Source organism: Pseudomonas sp. ZS1P83 (genome assembly GCF_054897825.1).
Genome location: NZ_CM142706.1, coordinates 2,579,047 through 2,602,072, shown reverse-complemented (window position 1 = coordinate 2,602,072; position 23,026 = coordinate 2,579,047). Strand labels below are relative to the sequence as shown.

Sequence of the window (23,026 nt, the reverse complement as noted above, 5' to 3'; positions counted from 1 at the left end):
CCCGAAAGGGGTTTGCACGCGACGCTTCCATCAATAACAAGCCCAAGCGGAGTACCACAGATGGCGTTCTTCACCGCAGCCAGCAAAGCCGACTTCCAGCACCAACTGCAAGCGGCACTGGCCCAGCACATCAGTGAACAGGCACTGCCACAAGTGGCGCTGTTCGCGGAACAATTTTTCGGCATTATTTCCCTTGACGAGCTGACCCAGCGTCGGTTGTCCGACCTCGCCGGCTGCACCCTTTCTGCGTGGCGCCTGCTTGAGCGCTTCGATCACGCGCAACCGCAAGTGCGCGTCTACAACCCTGACTACGAACGCCACGGCTGGCAGTCGACCCACACCGCGGTCGAAGTGCTGCACCACGACCTGCCATTTTTGGTGGACTCGGTGCGTACCGAGCTGAACCGTCGCGGCTACAGCATCCACACCCTGCAAACCACTGTGCTGAGCGTGCGTCGCGGCAGCAAGAGCGAGTTGCTGGAAATCCTGCCGAAAGGCACCCAGGGTGACGACGTTCAGCAAGAGTCGTTGATGTACCTGGAAATCGACCGTTGCGCCAACGCGGCCGAACTGAATGTCCTGAGCAAGGAATTGGAACAGGTTCTCGGTGAAGTCCGCGTCGCGGTCGCCGATTTCGAACCGATGAAAGCCAAGGTTCAGGAAATCCTCACCGGCCTGGACAACAGCCAGTTTGCTGTCGACGCCGAAGAAAAAGCCGAAATCAAAAGCTTCCTGGAATGGCTGGTGGGCAACCACTTCACCTTCCTCGGTTATGAAGAGTTCGTGGTTCGCGATGAAGCCGATGGTGGCCACATCGTCTACGACCAGGACTCCTTCCTCGGCCTGACCAAACTGCTGCGCACCGGCCTGACCTACGATGACCTGCGCATCGAAGACTACGCCGTGAATTACCTGCGCGAACCGACCCTGCTGTCGTTCGCCAAGGCTGCGCACCCAAGCCGTGTACACCGCCCGGCTTACCCGGATTACGTGTCGATCCGTGAAATCGACGCCGACGGCAAGGTCATCAAGGAATGCCGTTTCATGGGCCTTTACACCTCGTCGGTGTATGGCGAGAGCGTGCGGGTCATCCCGTACATCCGTCGCAAGGTCGAAGAAATCGAACGCCGTTCCGGCTTCCAGGCCAAGGCTCACTTGGGCAAGGAACTGGCGCAGGTGGTTGAAGTGCTGCCGCGCGACGATCTGTTCCAGACCCCGGTGGATGAGCTGTTCAGCACCGTGATGTCGATCGTGCAGATCCAGGAACGCAACAAGATTCGCGTGTTCCTGCGCAAAGACCCGTACGGCCGCTTCTGCTACTGCCTGGCCTACGTGCCGCGTGACATCTACTCCACTGAAGTGCGCCAGAAGATCCAGCAAGTGCTGATGGATCGCCTGAAAGCCTCGGACTGCGAGTTCTGGACCTTCTTCTCCGAATCCGTGCTGGCCCGTGTGCAGCTGATTCTGCGCGTCGACCCGAAGAACCGTCTGGACATCGACCCGGTTCTGCTGGAAAAAGAAGTGGTGCAAGCCTGCCGCAGCTGGCAGGACGACTACGCGAGCCTGGTGGTCGAAAGCTTCGGCGAAGCCCATGGCACCAACGTGCTGGCAGACTACCCGAAAGGCTTCCCGGCCGGTTACCGCGAGCGTTTCGCAGCCCATTCGGCTGTGGTCGACATGCAGCACTTGCTGAGCCTGAGCGAAAAAAATCCACTGGTGATGAGCTTCTATCAGCCACTGGGTCAGGTGTCCGGTCAACGCGAGTTGCACTGCAAGCTGTATCACGCCGATACGCCGCTGGCGCTGTCCGACGTGTTGCCGATCCTAGAAAACCTCGGCCTGCGCGTGCTGGGTGAGTTCCCGTATCGCCTGCGTCATAACAATGGCCGCGAGTTCTGGATTCACGATTTCGCGTTCACCGCCGCTGAAGGCCTGGAACTCGACATCCAGCAGCTCAACGACACCTTGCAGGACGCGTTCGTCCACATCGTGCGCGGGGATGCCGAAAACGATGCGTTCAACCGTCTGGTGCTGACCGCCGGCCTGCCATGGCGCGATGTTGCGCTGCTGCGTGCCTACGCCCGTTACATGAAGCAGATTCGCCTGGGCTTCGATCTGGGTTACATCGCCAGCACCCTGAACAACCACACCGACATCGCTCGCGAGTTGACCCGGTTGTTCAAAACCCGTTTCTACCTGGCCCGCAAGCTCGGTACTGACGATCTGGAAGACAAGCAGCAACGTCTGGAACACGCGATTCTGAGCGCTCTGGACGACGTCCAGGTGTTGAACGAAGACCGCATCCTGCGTCGCTACCTGGACCTGATCAAGGCCACTCTGCGGACCAACTTCTACCAGACCGACGCCAACGGTCAGAACAAGTCCTACTTCAGCTTCAAGTTCAACCCGCACCAGATTCCAGAGCTGCCGAAGCCAGTACCGAAGTTCGAAATCTTCGTCTACTCGCCACGTGTCGAAGGCGTGCACCTGCGCTTCGGCAACGTTGCTCGTGGTGGTCTGCGCTGGTCCGACCGTGAAGAAGACTACCGCACCGAAGTCCTGGGTCTGGTAAAAGCCCAGCAAGTGAAGAACTCGGTCATCGTGCCGGTTGGCGCGAAGGGCGGCTTCCTGCCACGGCGCCTGCCACTGGGTGGCGGTCGAGACGAAATCGCGGCCGAGGGCATCGCCTGCTACCGCATCTTCATCTCGGGCCTGTTGGACATCACCGACAACCTGAAAGATGGCGCGCTGGTACCGCCAGCCAACGTCGTGCGTCATGACGACGATGACCCGTACCTGGTGGTTGCTGCGGACAAGGGCACTGCGACCTTCTCCGACATCGCCAACGGTATCGCCATCGACTACGGCTTCTGGCTCGGCGATGCGTTCGCATCGGGCGGCTCGGCCGGTTACGACCACAAGAAAATGGGCATCACCGCCAAGGGCGCGTGGGTTGGCGTTCAACGTCACTTCCGCGAACGCGGCATCAATGTTCAGGAAGACAACATCACCGTGGTGGGCGTCGGCGACATGGCCGGTGACGTGTTCGGTAACGGCTTGTTGATGTCTGACAAGTTGCAACTGGTCGCAGCGTTCAACCACCTGCACATCTTCATCGACCCGAATCCTGCGCCTGCCAACAGCTTCGCCGAGCGTCAGCGCCTGTTCGACCTGCCGCGTTCGGCCTGGTCGGATTACGACACCAGCATCATGTCCGAAGGCGGCGGGATCTTCTCCCGTAGCGCGAAAAGCATCGCGATTTCCCCGCAGATGAAAGAGCGCTTCGACATTCAGGCGGACAAGCTGACTCCGACCGAACTGCTGAATGCCTTGCTCAAGGCCCCGGTGGATCTGTTGTGGAATGGCGGTATCGGCACTTACGTCAAAGCCAGCAGCGAAAGCCACGCCGATGTCGGCGACAAGGCCAACGATGCGCTGCGCGTAAACGGCAACGAACTGCGCTGCAAAGTCGTGGGCGAGGGCGGTAACCTCGGTATGACCCAGCTGGGTCGTGTCGAATTCGGCCTCAATGGCGGCGGTTCCAACACCGACTTCATCGACAACGCCGGTGGTGTTGACTGCTCCGACCACGAAGTAAACATCAAGATCCTGCTGAACGAAATGGTTCATGCCGGCGACATGACCGAGAAGCAACGTAACCAATTGCTCGGCAGCATGACCGACGAAGTCGGCAACCTGGTGCTCGGTAATAACTACAAGCAGACTCAGGCCCTGTCCCTGGCGGCCCGTCGTGCCTTGCCGCGGATTGCCGAATACAAGCGTCTGATGAACGATCTGGAAGGCCGCGGCAAGCTGGATCGCGCCATCGAGTTCCTGCCGGCTGAAGAGGCGATCAACGAGCGCGTCGCGGCAGGCCATGGTCTGACCCGTGCCGAGCTGTCGGTGCTGATCTCCTACAGTAAGATCGACCTCAAGGAAGCGCTGCTCAATTCCCAGGTGCCGGACGACGACTACCTGACACGCGACATGGAAACCGCTTTCCCGCCGACCCTGGTGAGCAAGTTTTCCGACGCCATGCGCCGTCACCGTCTGAAGCGCGAAATCGTCAGCACCCAGATCGCCAACGATCTGGTGAACCACATGGGCATCACCTTCGTTCAACGACTCAAAGAGTCCACCGGCATGAGCCCGGCGAACGTCGCCGGTGCCTATGTGATCGTGCGTGACATTTTCCATCTCCCGCACTGGTTCCGTCAGATTGAAGCCCTGGATTACCAGGTTTCCGCTGACGTTCAACTGGAGCTGATGGACGAGCTGATGCGTCTGGGCCGTCGCGCTACGCGCTGGTTCCTGCGCAGCCGTCGTAACGAGCAGAACGCTGCCCGTGACGTCGCGCACTTCGGTCCACACCTGGCAGCGCTGGGCCTCAAGCTCGACGAACTGCTGGAAGGCCCGACCCGCGAAGGCTGGCAGACCCGTTATCAGGCGTACGTTGCGGCTGGCGTTCCTGAGTTGCTGGCGCGCATGGTTGCAGGCACCACTCACCTGTACACCTTGCTGCCGATCATCGAAGCGTCCGACGTGACCGGCCAGAACGCGGCAGACGTCGCGAAGGCTTACTTCGCCGTCGGCAGCGCGCTGGACATCACCTGGTACCTGCAACAGATCAGCGCTCTGCCGGTTGAAAACAACTGGCAGGCCCTGGCCCGTGAAGCGTTCCGCGATGACGTCGACTGGCAACAACGTGCGATCACCATCTCGGTCCTGCAACAGGGCGACGGTACCCAGGACGTGGAAACTCGTCTCGAGCTGTGGATGGAAGAGCACGAAGGCATGATCGAACGTTGGCGCGCCATGCTGGTAGAAATCCGTGCCGCCAGCGGCACTGATTACGCCATGTATGCGGTGGCCAACCGTGAGTTGCTGGATCTGGCGTTGAGCGGTCAAGCGGTAGTGCCTGCCACTGCCACTGTCGCTGCCAGCGTTGAGCTGGAGCCGGCTGCCTGATCAGGCGCTGAATGAAGAAGCCCCGCATTGAGAGATGCGGGGTTTTTTTTGTCTGATATTTTTGTGACGTTTTGTCGGGCCTCTTCGCGGGCAAGCCTCGCTCCTACAAAGAACTATGCATTCCCTGTAGGAGCGAGGCTTGCCCGCGAAGAGGCCATCAGCCGTAGTGCAACTTCTGGCTTGCTGAGCTATCGATCATCGACAACTTATCTGTCGGCCTGGTCAATTCAGCTATCAGTTTTCCAGTGGGATCAACACTTTCTCGTCCGGGGACAACACCATAAACACCAACAGTTTGGCTGGCTGGGTAGCACTGGCATTTTTCGAGACCAGGTGTTCCGAGCCGGCCGGTTCATACCAATACTCGCCTGCCTTGTAGGTCTTCGGTTGCTCGCCTTTCACTTGAGAAACGATCGATCCAGAAATCACGTAGGCCATTGCCGTGCCTTCGTGTTTGTGGGCGATGGAGGATTGCCCCGGCTTGTAGTCGACTTCGATCATCAACGCCTTTTTGCCCGGGACGTTCTTCAGTACTTCGTCCTGCAGGATCGTGACTTTTTCCGAGGGGTCGTGGGCGAATGCCGCGGCTGAAACGATCAGGTCGAGTGCAGCGAGGGGGGCAGCAAAGTAGCGGAAGGCTTTCATCGTTATCACCTGCTGTGGTTAGTATCAGGGACCACAGTAAGTCTCACCCAAAGGTAAGCAAACAGCCGATTTTCGGGAAGGCGAGGGGACCAATCATGCGGGTATAAAAAACAAGGTCGCCGCCTCCAGCCACTCCTGCAGGGGTACCCATTGCCCTGTAGGAGTGGCCGAAGACGGCGACCTAATTTTCTAAACGATAGGGAAGCTGTTGAAATCGACGGCGTTGGCCAGTCGGCTGTCGATCAGACCGATAAAACCTTGTACTTCAGGGCAGTTGAAATGCATTTGCATGGCCGCTTCCGATTGCCAGCGAGCGCTGACAGTCCAGCGGTTGTCGTCCTCGGGGCAGCGGTCGACCATATAGGAATCACAGCCCGGTAGTTCGCGCAGGGTATCGACAATCTTTTGCAGTTGCTTACCCAGTTCATCCGAGCGGCCGGCGACGGCCTGCACCTTTACGGTATTGATCACTTCGTAGGGCATTGCTCACACTCCTGAATCAGGCCGGACGAATCCTGCTCATTGAGGGATAACGCTTATGCAGGATAGGCCTGCACTCCCGGACCACCAATAGCCAATTGCCGGATAAAAACGCAGACCAATCTGTCAGGCGACCTGCTGCAAAATGTCCCGCAAGCGGTCCAGGGCAATGTCGATGTCCAGGGTTTCGATGGCGCCAAAACCTAGGAAAAGCCCGGCCTGCGGCGCTTGCTGGTAGAAAAAACTATCGATGGGGTAGAGCCCGACTTCGACTTTTTTTGCCAATTCGATCACCAATGGAATATCGATAGGCACTTTGCACATAACCACCATGTGGAACCCGGCTGTGGTCGGGACCGCCTCGAGCCACGGGAAAAGGTCGCCGGCCATGCGCGCGAGGATTCGTTCGCGGCGTCCGGCATAGATCGTATGGCAGCGCCGAATGTGCTTGAGCAGGCAGCCTTCGGCGATGAACTTGGCCAGCGCCCATTGGGGCAGGGTGGAGGTGTGCAGATCGGTGAGCTGCTTGGCCCGAATGACCGCTTCGAGAATCGCCGGCGGCAGGATCGCATATCCCAGCCGCAGCTCCGGCAGCAGGGTTTTCGAAAAAGTCCCGACGTAAGCGACGATCCCGCGTTCGTCCATGCTTTGCAGCGAATCGGTGGGCCGGCCTTCGTAACGGAATTCGCTGTCGTAATCGTCCTCGATGATGATCGCGCCCAACTCATGGGCCCGCTCCAGCAGCGCAACCCGGCGCGCCTGGCTCATCGGCATGCCGAGCGGGAACTGGTGAGACGGGGTGACGTAAATCAGCCGGGTGCCGAGGGGGATCTTGTCCACCTGTATGCCTTGCGCGTCCACCGGGACGCCGATCACCGTGGCGCCGTGGGTACCGAACAATAGGCGTGCGGGCGGATAGCCGGGGTCTTCCATGGCAACAATGCTGCCAGGGCGCGTGAGCACCCGGGAGATCAGGTCCAGCGCCTGTTGCGCGCCGTTGCACACCACCACGTCTTCGTCCTGGCAATTAACCCCGCGCGAGAACGCGATGTGCCGGGCGATCGCATTGCGCAGCGCCGGCAGGCCCTCGGGCAAACTGTAGAAACCCTTGGAAGCAGCGATCTGGCGCAAGGCGTGAGAGGTGCAGCGCCGCCAGTCATCCTGGGGAAACTGGCCCTTGCTGGTGGCGCCGCCGATGAAGTCGTAGCGTAATGAGCCTTCCAGCGTCGGATGGCGCAGAAACACCGGCAGGTTGCGCCAGGACTCGATGACCTCGGCACTGGCCAGTTCCGAATGGCTCTGCTTACGAGTGACTTTCGCCGTCCGGGCGTTGACGTAGGTGCCTTTGCCGATGACCCCGGTGAGGAAGTTTTCGTAGGTCAGTTGTGTGTAGGTGTCGGAAATGGTCTTGCGGGAAATGCCCAGTTGTTCAGCCAGTAAACGACTGGGCGGGAGCTGCGTCCCGGCTGCCAGACGGCCGGATTCGATGGCGTTGCGCAGTTGGTTGTACAACTGGCCTGCCAGGTCCTTGCGGCCGTTGATGACAACGTGAAGTTCCATACCGGCGAGGCTCCTGGGGCGATTGAGGCGCGTGTGCGTCGCGCCAGATTACCCGCATGAGCGCCTGCGCAGAAGTTGCGTGGGCGAAAAACCTCCAATTGGTCTGGTGCCTCAGTGGTCAACGGGTATTTCGCAGAATTGGATCTGTAACGCCAGCGCATCAACGCCTACCTTGAGGGGCACACATCCGGTCCACGAGGTCACTCCATGAACGCCCGCCTGGATTACTACAGCGCATCGCCCAAAGCGATGAAAGCGATGATTGCCATGGAGGCCTTGACGAGCAACCTCAGCATCGAGCCGGCCTTGCTGCACTTGATCAAGATTCGCGCCTCGCAGCTCAATGGCTGCGCCTTCTGCACCGACATGCACTCGGTGGATGCCCGGCGACTCGGCGAGACCGACCGCCGTTTGTATTCGATCGTGGTCTGGCGCGACAGCGGCTTCTTCAATGCGCGAGAACGTGCGGCGCTGGCCTGGGCCGAAGCCGTCACCCTGCTCTCTGAAAGCCACGTGCCGGACGACGTCTACGCACTGGTCCGGGAGCAGTTCAGCGAAGGCGAGATCGTCGACCTGACCATCGCCGTCACCACCATCAACAGCTGGAATCGGCTGGCGGTGAGTTTTCGGCAAACCCCTGGAGGCTGAATCGATTTTCCGCCCCGAGTGTCACATCAGGTTCATAAACGCTGCGCAGGATGAGGCTTTCAAGGACAGATCGACAGGGAGTCAGCGATGCCATTTATGGAAACCACAGGTCGTCAGCGCGTTACCCAGTACCGCTCGCCCGTAGAAAAAACCTCGCCCTGGCGCGCACTGGCGGCAGGGATCGATCCGGTATTGGCGCAGTCCTTTCGGGTCAGTGCGCGCTGCGGCTGTTTCATGCAGGCGGCCCGCAGTCTCAACATCAAGGCCACCCAGCTGCGCAAACAATTGGCGCAGCTTGAATCGCAACTGCAGTGTTCGCTGTTCAGCCATTTAGAGAATGCCGTTGCCCTCAGTCGTGACGGGTTGCAGTTGCAATCGCAGTTGATTGCCCTGGCCCACGAGCGCGACTTGCCGGTGATGGAACAGCCGTTGATTCGCCTGGCCGTCGCCGAATCGATGCTGCATGACATTCTCGGTCGCGATCTGGTTGCTCTGTTGCGACGCAACGCCAGCGTGCGTCTGGACATCATTACCCTCGACAGCGAACTGTCCCTGCAAGCGGTCAGTGCCGATGTGGTGCTGTGGCTGGCCGGCACCGATTCACCACTGCCAGGACCGAGTTTTGCTGTCAGCGAGCCCCAACGCCTGGCACGGCTCGACTACCTGCCACACATCGCCAAACGTTATTCACGGGCCGCGTCCCGCCCTGACAGCCTCGATGACCTCGCCGATTTCCTGCTGGTGCAATGGCAGCATGACCGTCAGGTCGACAGTTTTCGGCCGTGGAATAGCCTCGTGGACCAGCGCCTGGCCGGGGTGGTGCAGTTGCATTCCTATGAGTTGATGCTGGAGATGATCCGTTGCAGCGCCTGCATTGGCCTGCTGCCCGGATACATCAGCCGTTTCGATCGAGGCCTTATTGAATTGCCGGGGCTGTTCACTCAGCCGATGCAGCGCCAGGTGTGGATGGCGGTCAATGCTGAGTCCGAGGGTTTAGCGCAGGTGCAGATGATCGTTGAGCTGATACAGAACACCTTCAGTGAACGGCGGGAGTGGTTCGAATAACCTTCGGCGGTATAGAGTAAGCGGCCATGTCTGTATCAAGGATGAATCACCCATGCCCGCCACTGACGCTGTCATCTCCCTCGAACGTTTCGACGAATCCCACATCGACGGCATTACCGCACTCTACAACGCCCCGGCCATTACCCGGCAGGTGCTGCAAATGCCGTTTCAGTCCACCGAGGTCTGGCGCAAACGCCTGGCGCCCGACAACGAGCGTGTAGTGCAATTGGTGGCGCTGCATCAAGGGATGGTCATCGGCAACATTGGCCTGGAGCAGTTTTCGCGGATACGTCGCAGCCATGCCGGCAATCTTGGGATGGGGGTCGCGACGGCGTGGCAGGGCAAGGGCGTTGGCTCGAAACTGCTGACGGCGGCGCTGGGCATCGCCGACAACTGGATGAACCTGCAACGGGTCGAGCTTTCGGTCTACGCCGACAACGAAGCCGCCATCGGGCTCTACCGCAAGTTCGGCTTCGAAACCGAAGGGCTGTTTCGCGACTACGCCGTGCGTGACGGCGTGCTGGTGGATGCCTTGAGCATGGCGCGCCTGCGTCGCACACCCAAGGCCGGTTGAGTCACTCGCCCAACGCGAATGCCACCGCCGCTTGCGCATGCAGTTCGGTGGTGTCGAGCAAGGGCAGGGCGCTATGCTCGGGTTTGATCAGCAGGCCGATTTCCGTGCAGCCGAGGATGATCGCCTGGGCGCCACGCCGCGTCAGTGATTCGATAACCTGCTGATACACCTTGCGTGACGCCTCGCTGATCACCCCGACGCACAACTCGTCATAGATGATCCGGTGGACGGCCTGACGTTCATTGGCCTGCGGCACCAGCACGGTCAGCCCCATTGAAGTCAGGCGCTCCTTGAGAAAGTCCTCCTCCATGGTGAATGCGGTGCCCAGCAAACCCACCCGCAGCGTACCGGCGTCCAGTGCCGCCTGACCGGCCGGATCGGCGATGTGCAGGAATGGAATGTCGATCGCTGCCTGAATCTGCCCGGCCACCTTGTGCATGGTGTTGGTGCACAGCACCACGCACTCGGCGCCACCGGCCTGCAACCGCTGCGCCGCGTCCACCAGAATCGCCGCTGCATCGTCCCAGCGCCCGGCATGTTGAGCCTGTTCGACAGGCCCGAAATCGACGCTGTACATGAGCAATTTCGCCGAACGCAACGGCCCGAGCCGGTCGCGCACCTGCTGGTTGATGAGGCGGTAATACTCGGCGCTGGACTCCCAGCTCATGCCGCCGATAAGGCCGATGGTGCGCATGTCGTGCTCCTGTTGATGGTAACCCTTTGTACAAGCATGCCCTTGCCATGACCCCCAGCCAATACCGTTCACGCTTTTAGTCGTACGCCGGCAGCGCGCATCTGCCATGCTCAAAGTCCGCAGCACCGCTTCAACGAAGGAACACCGCAATGGACGACGTACAGCAACTGGGTGAGATGCTTCGCCATTATGCAGAAAGCGAAGCGCACAAGAAGCAACTGTTCGAGTCGCAATCGGCCGTGTGGGCGACGCGCATTGGTGAGCTGTTCGATCAGATCCAGCAATGGCTGGAACCGGTCCAGGCGCCGAATCTGCTGGAGGTGAGCCGCGAAGTGTATGTCGCCTCGGGACCGAGCGTGCCGGTCGAGACGTCGACTTTCAAGACCGAGAAGCTGACGATTGTGATTGCCGGTAAACCGGTGGAGTTTGTACCGGATGTGATGGGTGTCGGTGGTCAGATTTCGCTGGCCGTGATGGGCCTGACGGCCGCGCGCTACGGCAGCATTTCGCTGGTCTGCCTGCCGCCGTCCAGTAGCTGGCAATGGCGCAAGACCAATGGGTTGAAAGATCCGGATACGTTTGCCTTTGATGCGAATTTTTTGGCGCAGCAGTTGCAGAGTTTGATTCCTCGCGAGCGTGGCTGAGATCAAGAGCCACCCCTCACCTCACCCCTCTCCTCACGGGGTAGAGGGGACTGACCGAGTTGTTCTTAGACCTGCATCGACCTGAGATATCGAGTCGAACTCAAGTTTGAACAGCATGGAGATCGGCTCCATTTCCCCCTCGCCCCCGTGGGGAGAGGGTTGGGGTGAGGGGGGGATTTCAAGGATGTACGCCGGGTCACTTCAACGCCGGATCCCCCATGTTCATTTTCTTCCAGCCTTGCAGCAATACCTGGGCTTTGGGCTCCTGCCCGTTGTCCAGGTAGTACTGGATCAACGACAACCGCGCATTACGATTGGCCGGCTGTTCTTTCAACAATCGCTCCAGCTCTTCGCACGCCTCATCGACCTTGCCGCTGTCGTGCAACGCCACCGCCAACACGTAACCGTATTGGGCGTTTTGAGGCTCCAGTTGCGCGGCTTTGCGCAGGGCCGGCATGGCCTGGGCAGGTTTGCCCGCGCGCACCAGCGACAGGCCTTGGGTATGTTGCAGCAAGGCGGCGTCCGGGTGTTCTTTCAGGCTTTGCTCCAGCAGCGCCTGAGCTTCCTGACCGCGTCCGCCCGCTTCAAACCATTGCACCAGTGTGACCAGCGCCGGGTAGAAATCCGGGTCGCGCTTGAGGGCGGTGCGCAGCAACGCTTCGACTTCTGCGCTGCGACCGCTGGCCTGATAGAGCATGGCCAGGTTGAGGTTGGCTTCGGCGCGTTCGGCCAGGCTCTTCTGGACCTCCTCGTATTCGGCGATGGCCGCATTCCACTTGTCCTGGGCGCTACCCAGGCCATTACGAGCCGTGCTCAGCAGATCCCGGGCCGCGACACTCCGCACAGCCTTCACCGGGTCGCCCAGTAACGGCGTCAGCCGCGACGCGCGTTCAAGTGGCGGCAGGAACGCGCTGATTGCCCGAACGGCACTTTCACGCACTTGCGGTGCCGGATGGCTCAAGTCCTGGGTGGCCAGTTTCAACGCCTGTTCGCTTGGATACAGCGGCAGCTCGGCCAGCAGGGTCGCGCGCTGGATCGCTGGCAGATTGCTGCGCTGAAGCTGCTCGTACAAGGCTTGTGCCGCGCCGGGTTGACCGTTGCGAATCAGCCACAGGCTCTCGTCGTAACGTGGTGCCTGCGCGGTGGGGGTGTTCCAGAGCTTGAATTGCTCGGTGACCTTGTCGCCAGCCTTGCCCTGGTGACAGGTCAGGCAAGCGTCCGGCGTGCCGAGTTTTTTCGCCCGCTCAGGGTTGGGGATGCTGAAGCTGTGGTCATGCCTGAAGTCATTGCCCATGTAGAACTTGCCAGGCATGTGGCAATCCACGCACTGCGAACCGGGCTGACCCATGGTGTGGCGGGTGTGTTCGATGGCGTCGTAGTTCTTCGCTTGCAGGCCCTTGCCGTCGACACCTTCCACTGAGGTTTTGCCGGCGGTGTTATGGCATTGCAGGCAGACGCCGTTGCCCGGCGCCTTGAGTTCAGTGCTGTGCGGGTTGTGGCAGTTGCTGCAACGCACGCCCTTGTCGAACATTTTGCTCTGGGCGAAGGAGCCGTGTTCGAACACTTCATCCTTGATCTTGCCGTCCAGTGCGTACAACTCGCGGGTCAGGGTGCTCGGCAGGTAGTCATCCATCAGGCGCTTGCCAACGGTGAAGCCGTCGCCCAGCGGCGCGCGGCGCGAGTGGCAGCGGGCACAGGTTTCGATTTCGACGGTGGCGTTCTTATCCTTCAGGTCGACGGCAAAACCGGCATGGATCAAGTCACCTTTTTTTGCCGTCCATTCCAGGTGATTGGAGGCCGGACCATGGCAAGCCTGACAACCGACACCGAGGCTGTTCCAGTGACTCTCGAAGGTGTTTTTCGCGGCATCGAAATTGCGCTTGTAACCGGTGGTGTGGCACTCGACGCACATGAAGTTGGCGTTCTGGCTCGGTTTGCTCCAGTGCAGCGGATCCTTGAAGTTCACGCCCTGGCCCGGATAGAGGTGAAACCAGCGGTGCTTCTCGGTATCCCAGGCCACGCCGAGGGCTTGCAACCGACCTTCACCGACCTCGATCAGGTATTGCTGCAATGGCGCGATGCCGAAGGTGTAGGCGACCTTGAAGTCGGCATTCTTGCCATCAATGCCGGGGGTGTTGACCCAGAATCCGTCGCCCTTGCGCGAGAAGCGGGTGGTTTCGCTTTCCGCTTTGAAGGTGGCGTTATTGAAGTCGCCCAGCATCGTCTCGCCATTGGCCTCCTGCATCGCCAATTGGTGATGGGAGCCTTGCCAGTCCCTGACCTGCTCGTTGTGGCAGCCCTGGCATTGTTGCTCATCGACCATCTTTGCCGGCGACAGGGCGACTGGTTGCGGTTTGGCCGGCTGAGCCACTGGAGTACTGAAAGGCGCATAGGTCACGGGGGCCGGTTTGCTGCTGAGCAAAAACCAGCCGATGCCCGCGACGGCCAATAGCAAGACGCCGAGGGTGACGGGAAACAGGTAACGGTTAAACAAGGTCGGTGGCGAATCAGGGTTTGGGTGTACCGCTTTTTTTTTATGTTTCGGCATTGCGACTTCCATAGTCCGGGGACGTTTGCCGTCAGGCGCGCGTTCAAGCTCGATGCAGCTTTGCCGGATGGCCGGCGTCTGTCAAATGACCGTTGTGATCCGCTGTGCGCGCGTTAGATGAATAGTGATTTTTTTTCAAACAGACTGCGCTGCATTGGCTATACCTGTAACACCCTTATTCGTACTGGTGTCGAGCTACTGACAGGAGTTACAGCATGAAGCTAGCGTTAATGATGAGCACTCTGTGCATTGCGTCGATCGGAGTGGTGGGCTGCTCCAGTAAAGTGGTTGAACCGGGTCAGTATTCGGGGTTTCTCAAGGACTACAGCCAGCTCAAGGAGGCCAAGTCACCATCGGGCGCCACGGTGATGCGCTGGATGGACCCTAAACTCGACATCAACACGTTCACCAGTGTCTACATCGAACCGACCCAGCTCTATCCCAAACCTCAACCGACCGTGAAAATCCCGCAGACCACCCTGAATGGAATCACCAATTACTACGATCAGGCCCTCAAGCGCGAAATCGGTAAATCCCTGCCGTTGGCAGCAGGCCCTGGTCCGGGTGTGATTGTGGTGCGCGCCGCCATCACCGCCGTGAGCAGCAAGACCGAAGGCCTGAAGCCTTATGAAGTGATCCCTATCGCCCTGGTGGCAGCGGCGGTGAGTACGGCCAGTGGTATCCGCGATCAGGAAACCGACCTGGCCACCGAGGCGGTGTTTCTCGATGGCGCCAACAATCATGTGTTGGCGCAGGTCGTGCGCAAAGGCACGGGTAAACCCTTGGAAAACGAGTCTCAGGTGATGAAGGCCGATGATGTGAAAGGTGTGATCGATGGCTGGGCCTCCGATCTGCATCAGTCGTATTTGAAGCTCAAGTCCAAGTAGGTTGATCGTTCCCACGCGCAGCAAAGGAATGCCTCGTTCCAATAGGACGCAGAGCGTCCCGGGCTGCATTCCCACGCAGAGCGTGGGAACGATCGTGAGGGGCTGCATCACTCCCCGACAAACCACCGGAAATACGGATTCCCGCCATCCCCGCGCATCACCTCGCGAATATCCCGGGCCCACGCGTCGCGGTCACCGTCATAAGCATGCAGGCTCGCCCGATAAAACTGCATCAGGCGCTGCTGGTGTGCGTTCATCCGTTCGTTGAAGCCCGCATCGGCGTTCACCAGCACCGGCGGCTGACGTAAATCGAGCAAGGCCGGCAGTACGCGGCTGATCTCCTTGGCCTGCACCCACGGCGCATATTCGATCCGCGGCTGTTCGTCGGTCACGGGTTGGGCGTCGGCGGCGAAACGTTCCAGGCCCGCACGATCGGTGACCCAGGTCGAGAGCAACGCTGCAGCGGAGCCAATGCCCACGTCCTGCAAGGTGCTGCGCACCGATTCCTGTTGGAAGCGTTGGCTGATTTTCGCCACATCCAGTTCGATCGGTTCCATCGAACCCACCAGCAGCATTTCGTGAAACTCGCTGGTCCACAGCGTGGCGTAGGGGAAGACGTCGAGAAAGCTGCGCACCAGTGAGCGCGAATCGTCGATGTTCTGGGTGGGCAGCGGCAACCACTGAGCGACCAGGCCCTTGGTCTCCAGGCGGCTGGCGGCCAACTGATAGAAGTCCCGGGAATACAAATTCACCACGCCAGCAGCGGAGGGCGGTGGCGGTTCCAGGGTGATCAAGTCGTAGCGTTGTGGGTTGCGCAGCAATTCCTGCCGGCCATCGTGCAGGCGTACGTCAACGCTGGGGTCAGCGGCCGCATTGAAGTTGCCTTTGAACAACGGCGCGGCTTTGACCACCGACGGCAGCAACTCTGCCACGACACGGTGTTCCAGCCCCGGATAGCGCGTCAGGGCGCCAGCGGTGATGCCGGTACCAAAACCGATCACCAGCGCCGAGCGCGGTTCGCCATTGTGGATCAGCAGCGGCAGCAGCGCCTGGATACGCATGTAGCGCAGCGATGGCATGGCGTCGCCGGTATTGGACACGCCCTGAATGTACAAACGCTGGAACGCTTTCTGCCCCTTGCCCTGAGTGACCACCGCGACAGTTCCACCGCGTCCTTCTTCGTAGAAAGCCAACGTCGCGTTGCGCGCGCCGGGAAGCAGGAGGGCGAGTTTGTTGACTGGCGTAAAAACGGCCATCGCAATCGACAGCAGGCCGACAGCGACCACGGCCTGACGCCGGCCTTTCTTCACATGGTGACCTTTGCGCACCGCGAAATAGCCAATCCCGGCGGCGATGATCGCCAGCAATCCGAGGGTCCGGACCAGCCCCAGCCATGGGGTCAGCACAAAGCCGCAGAGCATCACCCCGACAATCCCGCCCAACGTATTGAACGCCACCACTGCGCCGACATCCTGACCGACCCGCTCGCGGCCGACGCTCAAACGCAGGGCGAGGGGAAATGCGGCACCGAGCAGCAGCGTCGGTACGAACACGATGCTCAATGCCGCCACCGCAAACCGTGCACTCATGCCCAGCAGCTCACTCGCACCCAACGACAACACCCAGGTTTCGGCCAGGCTTTGGGCGACCACCAGCCAGCGTCCGAGCAAGGCGATTTCCAGCAGCGCGACGAGCCCGGCACCGGCAATCAGCAAACCGAACACACCCCAGGGATCGCGAATGCGATCAACCCGACGGGCCAGCAGGATGCTGCCGAGAAACAGCCCGGTGAGGTACGTCGCCAGCACCACCGCAAAGGCGTAAGTACGAGTGCTCATGAACTGCACGATGGACTGCGACCAGACCACTTCGTAACCGAGGGCCACGCCACCAGCGATTGAGTAAAGCCACAGGGCAATGCGATCGGGTGCTTTGTTGGCGTGATGCTTGACCGGCGCTTCGTTCGGCAATGAGCGATGGCGTTGAAACCACAAGGCACCGGCGGCGGCGAGCAGGTTCAGCATGGCCGCAGCCAAGGCACTGCCGCGTACACCGAGGGCCGCAATCAACACAAACGCCGCGAGCAGGGTGCCGGCGATGGCCCCGGCGGTGTTCGCCGCATAGAGCTGGCCGCCGGCCTTGCCCAGCTGTTGCGGGTGCGCTGCCAACGAGCGAACCAAAACCGGCAGGGTGCCGCCCATCAGCAGCGCCGGAATGCCCACCAACGCAAACGGCAACACCCAGGCCAGCAGGCCCACTTGTTGCTCCAGCCAGGCAAACGGGCTGGCCGCGAAGCTCATGGCGAAGGTCGCTCCGACACCGAGCACGGCCACCAGCACTTCCAGCCCGGCATAGAGCAAAACCGGCTGCTGCAAGCGATCGGCCCACCGGCCGAACAGCAAACCGCCTAATGCCAGTCCGGCAAAAAATGCGCTGATCCCGGTGGTGATCGCGTAGACCTCGACGCCCACTACCAACGACAACTGCTTGATCCACAGCACCTGATACACCAGCGCCGCGGCACCGGAGACGAACAGCAGCATGGCGGGAATCAGCAACGCCGGGGCTTTGATCTGAGTGGCAGGTAGGGCCGACGACTTGCTGGTGACACGTGAGGACATTGCGGATTGCCTTGTGCAGGGTCTGAAGTTTGATCGTTCCCACGCTCTGCGTGGGAATGATCAGGGTGCCTCGCAAAAAATAGGGCCGCTCGCCGGGGAGGGCGAGCGGCGTCATGCCGTCTTACTGTGCAGGCTGATTTTTCATTTTTTCGGCGATCTTCGCATCCACGGCAGCACGGATCTGGTCAACGCTGAAGCTGGCCGGTTTCTGGCTTGGCGGGTACTCGATGAAGGTCTGCAGGAACTGCGCAGACTTGGTGACCGCTTGAGCAACCAGATAGACGTTTTTGGTTGCCCAATCGTAATACTGATCGGAAACCACGTCGGCGCGTTCATACGGGTCCATCCGCAGGTTGAGGATTTTCGGCACCCGCAGGCATACGAACGGTTCGCTCCAGACCTTGAAGCCGCCCGGTGCGCGTTGCTCGCAGAACACGGCTTTCCAGTTGTCGAAACGCATCGACACCAGCACGCCGTCATCGTTGAAGTAGTAGAACTCCTTGCGCTCGCCTTTAGGCGATTGACCGGTCAGGTAAGGCAGTTGGTTGTAGCCGTCCAGATGCACCTTGAAGTTGGTGCCGCCTGAAGTCGGTGCCCAGCCTTTGAGCAGTTTGTCTTTCACGCCGGCGTCGCCCGCTGCAGCCAGCAAGGTCGGGAACCAGTCCATGCCGGAGAACATCTCGTTGGAGACCTCACCCGCCTTGACTTTGCCCGGCCAGCGAATCATCGCCGGCACACGGTAGGCGCCTTCCCAGTTGGAGTTCTTCTCGTTACGGAACGGCGTGGTCGCCGCGTCCGGCCAGGAGAACTGGTTAGGGCCGTTATCAGTGGTGTAGACGACGATGGTGTTGTCGGTGATTTTCAAGTCATCGAGGGTTTTCAGCAGTTTGCCGACGTCACCGTCATGCTCGAGCATGCCATCCGCATACTCGTTGCCGGGCATGCCGCTTTGGCCCTTCATCGACTCGCGCACGTGGGTGAACAGGTGCATGCGGGTGGTGTTCATCCAGACGAAGAACGGTTTGTCCGCCTTGGCCTGTTTCTCGATAAACGCCTGCGCGGCGGCGGTGGTTTCGTCGTCGATGGTTTCCATGCGCTTGGTGGTCAGCGCGCCGGTGTCTTCGATCTTGCCGTCAGCGAAGCTATGAATCACGCCACGCGGGGAGTTTGCCTTGACGAACTCAGGGTCGTCCTTGGGCCAGTACGGACGCTCGGGTTCTTCCTCGGCATTGAGGTGATACAGGTTGCCGAAGAACTCGTCGAAACCGTGGTTGGTCGGCAGGTATTCGTCCTTGTCACCCAAGTGGTTCTTGCCGAACTGGCCGGTGGCGTAGCCCTGGGACTTGAGTGCCTGGGCGATGGTGATATCGCGCTTTTGCAGACCCACCGTGGCGCCAGGCGCGCCGACTTTCGACAGACCGGTACGCAGGGGCGTCTGGCCAGTGATGAACGACGAACGTCCGGCAGTGCAACTGTTCTCCGCGTAATAGTCGGTGAACATCATGCCTTCTTTGGCAATCCGGTCGATGTTCGGCGTCTTGTAGCCGACCACGCCCATGGAATAGGCGCTGATGTTGGTCTGGCCGATGTCATCGCCGAAAATGACCAGAATGTTGGGTTTTTCAGCGGCTCCGGCAGTTGCCGAAATCGCCATGACCGACGCCGCCACCAGGGCGAGTTTCGGTAGCCACTTGCGTATGCGAGTCATCTGACTTGCTCCTTTTACTCACTTGCGTCGCTGAGTGCGACAAACGTTTTTTGCAGTCCTGCGTTACGCTTTTTTATTGCACGTGCTCGGGGGCAGCGGCTTCGAACGGATAGACGCGGCGCCATTCGGCGGCCATATCCACGATAGTCCAGCCACGGGTTTTTGCTTCGTCCAGCGCCTTGTCCAGACGACCGATATCGGATTTGCGGCCATAGGCCCATTCGCGTTTGGCGTCGGTGTGATGCACCAGCCCCATGAAGCGTTTGCCGGGTCCGGCGGCGGTCCATTGCAGCATTTGCAGGTCGCCGTCGGAGTTGCCGAAAGCGAGGATCGGACGCCGGCCAATGACCGCGTCGATGCTTTCCGGTTTGCCTGGGCCGTCATCGTTGTGGGCCAGTTTGGCGGTGCGCAGGATCGACGGTTGGCCGTCCTTGAGCTGGTAGGCGGTGACAAACGTGGTGCCGATGACTTGCTCCGGCGGAATGCCGTAGACCTTCTCGGCGAAGGCGCGCATGAACGCGGTGTCGCCGCCGGAGACGATGTAGGTCTTGAAGTTCTGGCTGCGCAGGTAATCGAGCATTTCCAGCATGGGCTGGAAGATCATCTCGGTGTAGGGCTTACCGGTTTTCGGATGGCGCGCCTGGGTCAGCCAGGTTTTGGCGTAGTCGTCGAAGGCTTCGGTGGTCATGCCGGTGTGGGTGGCGCCGAAGATTTTCAGGATGCCGTCCATGCCCGACTCGCCTAAGGCCTTGTGATCGTTTTCCAGCACGGCCTTGAAGGGTTGGGTGGTTTTCCATTCCGGGTGCTGCAGTGCGGTGCGCTTGACCTCTTCCAGGGCGAACAGCAATTCGAAGTACATCGGCTGCTCGCTCCACAGCGTTCCGTCGTTGTCGAACACGGCGATACGATCGGTGGGTTTGACGAAGTCCTTGCTGCTTTGATCGGTCACTGCCTGGACGAATTCGATGATGTTCTTTTTCGCCGGGCCGTCGCTCCACGAGGGCAGGGGCTCGCTGGTCTGGGCCAGCGCCGGCAGGCTCAGCGCAAGGGTTAACAGCAGCGTCAGCCCGTAACGGTGGCGGAGCGATATCGGATTCGTCATGGGAAATCCTTTCCGTGAACGGGATTGAGTGGGCGTAACGCGGGTGCGACTGAATCTTTGTTGCGTTTGGCCTGACTATGCAGCGTAGCCAAGGATTGCTTGAGATGGCGCAGCGCGTGATCTTCGGTCTGCTGGCGGCTGTAACAGGCACGCAACAGGTCTTGCAGGCGCGGGCCATAGTTCGTCAGTTTCAGGCCCATCCGGCTGCGTCTGGCCCACAGGTACAGGGCGCTCAACTGTGCGGGTCTGGCGTCGATTTGCGCCGGAATCTGCCGCCAGGCGTAGTCGGCAGACTCCAGCCACGCGGCGTGTCGGGCGCGGCGTCGCGACTGCGCATCAAGGTACGCACGATGGACGAGCGGACGGGCAAACCAGCCGAGCAATGTCACGACCAACAGCAACGCAAAAAGCACCAGCCAGTGCCCGGAGAGATGCATGCGACCCCGCTGACCCAGTGTTTTCAGGTCTTTGGTGATCGAAAACACCGGGCGATACGCGCTGTTGGCCGCGGCATCGAAGGTCACGGCCGGGACTTGGGCCGTGCGGGTCTGTCGGGTGCTGGCGTCCCACCATTTCAGCTCGATCGCCGGCAGGTTGTGGCGGCCTTCGGTGTCAATCCGATAGGTCGCGGTGTCGATGCGCTGGCCGCCGTTGAAGTGACCGCGACCGTCGTCGAGGTTGCTGATTTGCGGTGCTCTCGGATAACGGCTCAGGCCGGTGACATCGCCCAGTGACGGCGTTGGCAGCGACATGGCCAAAGCGTCGTCGGCCTGCAGCGTCAGTTGCCGGGTGATGCTGTCACCGACCTTCAGGGGTGTCGCCGAGTTGACGATGTTTTGCGTGAAACGCAGCCCTTGGGCCACCAGCACCGGCTCGCCGGCCTTGAATTCCGGGGGTTGTGTGGCGCGAAAGTGCAGAGGCTGGCTTTGCGCGGTCAACGGCGTGCTGGCCTGACCGGGTGTGGCGCGCACCGTCAACGCCGGGATGTCGAAACCCTGGGCCAGATTCGGGGTGATCAGGTAGCTGTAGCGCAAGCCATTGAACGACTTGCCGTCGAGCGTCTGGTTCAGATGTTCCGCGTGGCCGTCGGGGGGCATGACCAGTGCGCCGGATAGCTTCAGGTCGGGCAGGGTGGGGGCATCGGTGAACCAGCTATCGGTGAGGACATCGAGTTGCAGTTCCAGCATGCCGCCGACCATGACCGGGTCGGCGGCATGCAGGCGGGCCTGGATTCGCAGCTCGGGTTCGGCGGCGACAGTGTTCAGGCTGATAAGGCAGCCAAGCATCAGGAGGCGCATGTTCATGGCTTGCCCCCTGCCTGATCCTGCAAACTGAATTTCTGCTTCAAGAATTTCGCCGGCGACGTACTGAGGTTCTGCAACCACAGCTCATCCGACGCCGCCTGCTCGGTCTCGACCGCTTTGCTCTGGCCCTTGCCCGGTGCCTTGTCCATTTTGATTTCGTCGGGTTTGACCTCGGGTGCGTTCTGTTCGGCGCTTTCGGTGTCTTTCTGCAAGGCGATGGTCAAGGCCAGGTTGGCGGTGGCTTCAGGGAATTGCGCCTGCAACTTCAACGCCTGGGTATACGCCGCAATGGCCTCTTCAAACTTGAAGCGGCGCACGTAAATGTTGCCCAGGTAAAAATACGCCTGCGGTGTTTCCAGGCGGGCAAAGCTGGCCAGTGCAAGGTCAAAATCGGCGGCGTTGTAAGCCGCGATACCTTTCCAGTAGGGATCGACGAAAAGTGCGGCGGCCTGCGGGAAGTGCTCATGCTCGAAGGCCCAGCGGCCTTGCTGGTCCGGGGTGAAGAAGGCATCGGTCAACGCATTGGCCTCGGCCGGTGCTGGCGGAAATCCGATGCCCAGTGCCAGCAACCACCCAGCCATCCAGTTCAGGCTCCAACCCTTGCGCACGCTGAAGAAGGCGATCAGCAACAGGGGCCAGCACAGCCAGTAACCGGCGTCTTTCCAGTGCACCTCACGCTGCTCATCGAGGGCAGCCTGGAAATGCTGTTGGGCGTGCAGCTCGATCCAGTCCAGGTCGTCATCATTGAGCGTCAGGCTGCCCAACGGTGCATCGACGGCCGACGCCAGTTGCTTGAGTGCTGCTTGATCGAAACGGCCGAGTGCCGGACGACCGTTGCTGTTGGTACGTGGCTGCCCGTTGGCGTCGTGGATGATCCCGCCGTCCTCGCTGCCGATGGCCAGAATCAGCATTTGCAACGCGCTGTCGCCGAGTTGCTTGTCCAGACCGCTGAGTGCCGAGGTGTCAGCACCATCGGTGATCAGCAGCAGGGTTCCTGGATTCTTCTCGGCAATTAACAGGCGTTTGGCTTGCTCGATCACCGCGCCGACATTTTTCCCCGGTTGGCCGATCAGGTCGGTGCTCAGGGCCTGAATGAAGGTGTCGAGCAGTGCCGGATCGTCGGTCGGCGGCAGTACCAGATGCGCGCTGCCCGCGTAGGCGATCAACCCGCTGCGCGCCTCGGCACGACGCTGAATCAGGTCATGCAGCTTGTGTTTGGCCGCTTCCAGGCGGCTTGGCTGCACGTCGTTGGCGTCCATGGAGGGCGACAGGTCGATGGCGATGATCAGCGGCGCACGGTTTTCCAAAAATGCCGGACGGTCCTGTTCCCAGGTCGGGCCGGCCGCAGCGATGGCGCCCAGCATCAACAAAGCGCAGACCAGATGCACGGGCCGAAAGCGCTGTTGATCCTGGGGCGTAATCAGTAAATGCGGCAACAAGTGCTCGGCAATGTTGCTGCGCAAGCGTCGTTGCACGTCGCGGCTGCGGTGCCAAAGCATCGGGAGCAGCGCGGCGAACGGCATCAGCAACAGCCACAGTGGACGCAGGAAATGGAAGTTACTGAGATTGATCTCCATC

General features: G+C 60.4%; 16 protein-coding genes. 6 read left to right on the top strand and 10 right to left on the bottom strand.

Annotated elements, in window-relative coordinates; translation table 11 throughout:
* Positions 1–60 precede the first annotated feature (60 nt).
* On the top strand, positions 61–4,968 hold the full coding sequence (locus tag ACYZT0_RS12440; RefSeq protein ID WP_462046089.1) for an NAD-glutamate dehydrogenase: 4,908 nt from the start codon (positions 61–63) through the stop codon (positions 4,966–4,968).
* Positions 4,969–5,202: 234 nt separating this feature from the next.
* Here ACYZT0_RS12440 and ACYZT0_RS12435 read toward each other — a convergent pair whose 3' ends face one another.
* The 3 genes from ACYZT0_RS12435 to pdxR all read right to left on the bottom strand — a co-directional run bounded on the left by ACYZT0_RS12435 (position 5,203) and on the right by pdxR (position 7,653).
* Positions 5,203–5,613, bottom strand: coding sequence for a cupin domain-containing protein (locus tag ACYZT0_RS12435; protein WP_462046088.1), 411 nt, complete (start codon positions 5,611–5,613; stop codon positions 5,203–5,205).
* Positions 5,614–5,802: 189 nt separating this feature from the next.
* Positions 5,803–6,096, bottom strand: coding sequence for an antibiotic biosynthesis monooxygenase family protein (locus tag ACYZT0_RS12430; RefSeq protein ID WP_449643310.1), 294 nt, complete (start codon positions 6,094–6,096; stop codon positions 5,803–5,805).
* 123 nt (positions 6,097–6,219) lie between these two features.
* Entirely contained in the window at positions 6,220–7,653 is a 1,434-nt protein-coding gene (pdxR, locus tag ACYZT0_RS12425) for a MocR-like pyridoxine biosynthesis transcription factor PdxR (RefSeq protein WP_462046087.1), read from the bottom strand.
* 207 nt (positions 7,654–7,860) lie between these two features.
* On the opposite strand from pdxR, the gene ACYZT0_RS12420 reads away from it, so the two are divergent.
* From ACYZT0_RS12420 to ACYZT0_RS12410, 3 genes are all read left to right on the top strand, one after another.
* On the top strand, positions 7,861–8,301 hold the full coding sequence (locus ACYZT0_RS12420; protein WP_462046086.1) for a carboxymuconolactone decarboxylase family protein: 441 nt from the start codon (positions 7,861–7,863) through the stop codon (positions 8,299–8,301).
* Positions 8,302–8,388: 87 nt separating this feature from the next.
* On the top strand, positions 8,389–9,366 hold the full coding sequence (locus tag ACYZT0_RS12415; RefSeq protein WP_462046085.1) for a LysR substrate-binding domain-containing protein: 978 nt from the start codon (positions 8,389–8,391) through the stop codon (positions 9,364–9,366).
* A 52-nt stretch (positions 9,367–9,418) separates the two neighbouring features.
* Positions 9,419–9,940 (top strand): GNAT family N-acetyltransferase, encoded by a 522-nt coding sequence (locus ACYZT0_RS12410; protein WP_462046084.1) that lies wholly within the window; start codon positions 9,419–9,421, stop codon positions 9,938–9,940.
* 1 nt (position 9,941) lies between these two features.
* Here ACYZT0_RS12410 and ACYZT0_RS12405 read toward each other — a convergent pair whose 3' ends face one another.
* Positions 9,942–10,634, bottom strand: coding sequence for an aspartate/glutamate racemase family protein (locus ACYZT0_RS12405; protein ID WP_462046083.1), 693 nt, complete (start codon positions 10,632–10,634; stop codon positions 9,942–9,944).
* 149 nt (positions 10,635–10,783) lie between these two features.
* On the opposite strand from ACYZT0_RS12405, the gene ACYZT0_RS12400 reads away from it, so the two are divergent.
* Entirely contained in the window at positions 10,784–11,278 is a 495-nt protein-coding gene (locus ACYZT0_RS12400; RefSeq protein WP_462046082.1) for a hypothetical protein, read from the top strand.
* A 196-nt stretch (positions 11,279–11,474) separates the two neighbouring features.
* On the opposite strand, the gene ACYZT0_RS12395 is transcribed toward ACYZT0_RS12400, so the two are convergent.
* Positions 11,475–13,826 (bottom strand): tetratricopeptide repeat protein, encoded by a 2,352-nt coding sequence (locus ACYZT0_RS12395; RefSeq protein ID WP_462046081.1) that lies wholly within the window; start codon positions 13,824–13,826, stop codon positions 11,475–11,477.
* Between the two features lie 215 nt (positions 13,827–14,041).
* Here ACYZT0_RS12395 and ACYZT0_RS12390 point away from each other — a divergent pair, with 215 nt between their 5' ends.
* Positions 14,042–14,713 carry a DUF3313 domain-containing protein gene (locus ACYZT0_RS12390; protein WP_462046080.1) on the top strand — a complete coding sequence of 224 codons (672 nt, stop codon included), beginning with the start codon at positions 14,042–14,044 and terminating at the stop codon, positions 14,711–14,713.
* Positions 14,714–14,820: 107 nt separating this feature from the next.
* On the opposite strand, the gene ACYZT0_RS12385 is transcribed toward ACYZT0_RS12390, so the two are convergent.
* From ACYZT0_RS12385 to ACYZT0_RS12365, 5 genes are all read right to left on the bottom strand, one after another.
* Entirely contained in the window at positions 14,821–17,334 is a 2,514-nt protein-coding gene (locus ACYZT0_RS12385; protein ID WP_462046079.1) for a spermidine synthase, read from the bottom strand.
* Between the two features lie 121 nt (positions 17,335–17,455).
* Positions 17,456–19,042 carry an arylsulfatase gene (locus ACYZT0_RS12380; RefSeq protein ID WP_462046078.1) on the bottom strand — a complete coding sequence of 529 codons (1,587 nt, stop codon included), beginning with the start codon at positions 19,040–19,042 and terminating at the stop codon, positions 17,456–17,458.
* Positions 19,043–19,115: 73 nt separating this feature from the next.
* Complete coding sequence (locus ACYZT0_RS12375) at positions 19,116–20,144, bottom strand: HAD family hydrolase (protein WP_462046077.1); 1,029 nt, start codon at positions 20,142–20,144, stop codon at positions 19,116–19,118.
* On the bottom strand, positions 20,141–21,448 hold the full coding sequence (locus ACYZT0_RS12370; protein ID WP_462046076.1) for a hypothetical protein: 1,308 nt from the start codon (positions 21,446–21,448) through the stop codon (positions 20,141–20,143). The genes ACYZT0_RS12375 and ACYZT0_RS12370 overlap by 4 nt, the downstream gene beginning before the upstream one ends.
* Entirely contained in the window at positions 21,445–23,025 is a 1,581-nt protein-coding gene (locus ACYZT0_RS12365) for a VWA domain-containing protein (RefSeq protein ID WP_462046075.1), read from the bottom strand. The genes ACYZT0_RS12370 and ACYZT0_RS12365 overlap by 4 nt, the downstream gene beginning before the upstream one ends.
* Between the last annotated feature and the right edge of the window lies 1 nt (position 23,026).

Coding starts and splice junctions, on each gene's coding strand:
- ACYZT0_RS12440 (WP_462046089.1), top strand. CDS start 61: ATGGCGTTCTTCACCGCAGCCAGCAAAGCCGACTTCCAGCACCAACTG.
- ACYZT0_RS12435 (WP_462046088.1), bottom strand. CDS start 5,613: ATGAAAGCCTTCCGCTACTTTGCTGCCCCCCTCGCTGCACTCGACCTG.
- ACYZT0_RS12430 (WP_449643310.1), bottom strand. CDS start 6,096: ATGCCCTACGAAGTGATCAATACCGTAAAGGTGCAGGCCGTCGCCGGC.
- pdxR (WP_462046087.1), bottom strand. CDS start 7,653: ATGGAACTTCACGTTGTCATCAACGGCCGCAAGGACCTGGCAGGCCAG.
- ACYZT0_RS12420 (WP_462046086.1), top strand. CDS start 7,861: ATGAACGCCCGCCTGGATTACTACAGCGCATCGCCCAAAGCGATGAAA.
- ACYZT0_RS12415 (WP_462046085.1), top strand. CDS start 8,389: ATGCCATTTATGGAAACCACAGGTCGTCAGCGCGTTACCCAGTACCGC.
- ACYZT0_RS12410 (WP_462046084.1), top strand. CDS start 9,419: ATGCCCGCCACTGACGCTGTCATCTCCCTCGAACGTTTCGACGAATCC.
- ACYZT0_RS12405 (WP_462046083.1), bottom strand. CDS start 10,634: ATGCGCACCATCGGCCTTATCGGCGGCATGAGCTGGGAGTCCAGCGCC.
- ACYZT0_RS12400 (WP_462046082.1), top strand. CDS start 10,784: ATGGACGACGTACAGCAACTGGGTGAGATGCTTCGCCATTATGCAGAA.
- ACYZT0_RS12395 (WP_462046081.1), bottom strand. CDS start 13,826: ATGCCGAAACATAAAAAAAAAGCGGTACACCCAAACCCTGATTCGCCA.
- ACYZT0_RS12390 (WP_462046080.1), top strand. CDS start 14,042: ATGAAGCTAGCGTTAATGATGAGCACTCTGTGCATTGCGTCGATCGGA.
- ACYZT0_RS12385 (WP_462046079.1), bottom strand. CDS start 17,334: ATGTCCTCACGTGTCACCAGCAAGTCGTCGGCCCTACCTGCCACTCAG.
- ACYZT0_RS12380 (WP_462046078.1), bottom strand. CDS start 19,042: ATGACTCGCATACGCAAGTGGCTACCGAAACTCGCCCTGGTGGCGGCG.
- ACYZT0_RS12375 (WP_462046077.1), bottom strand. CDS start 20,144: ATGACGAATCCGATATCGCTCCGCCACCGTTACGGGCTGACGCTGCTG.
- ACYZT0_RS12370 (WP_462046076.1), bottom strand. CDS start 21,448: ATGAACATGCGCCTCCTGATGCTTGGCTGCCTTATCAGCCTGAACACT.
- ACYZT0_RS12365 (WP_462046075.1), bottom strand. CDS start 23,025: ATGGAGATCAATCTCAGTAACTTCCATTTCCTGCGTCCACTGTGGCTG.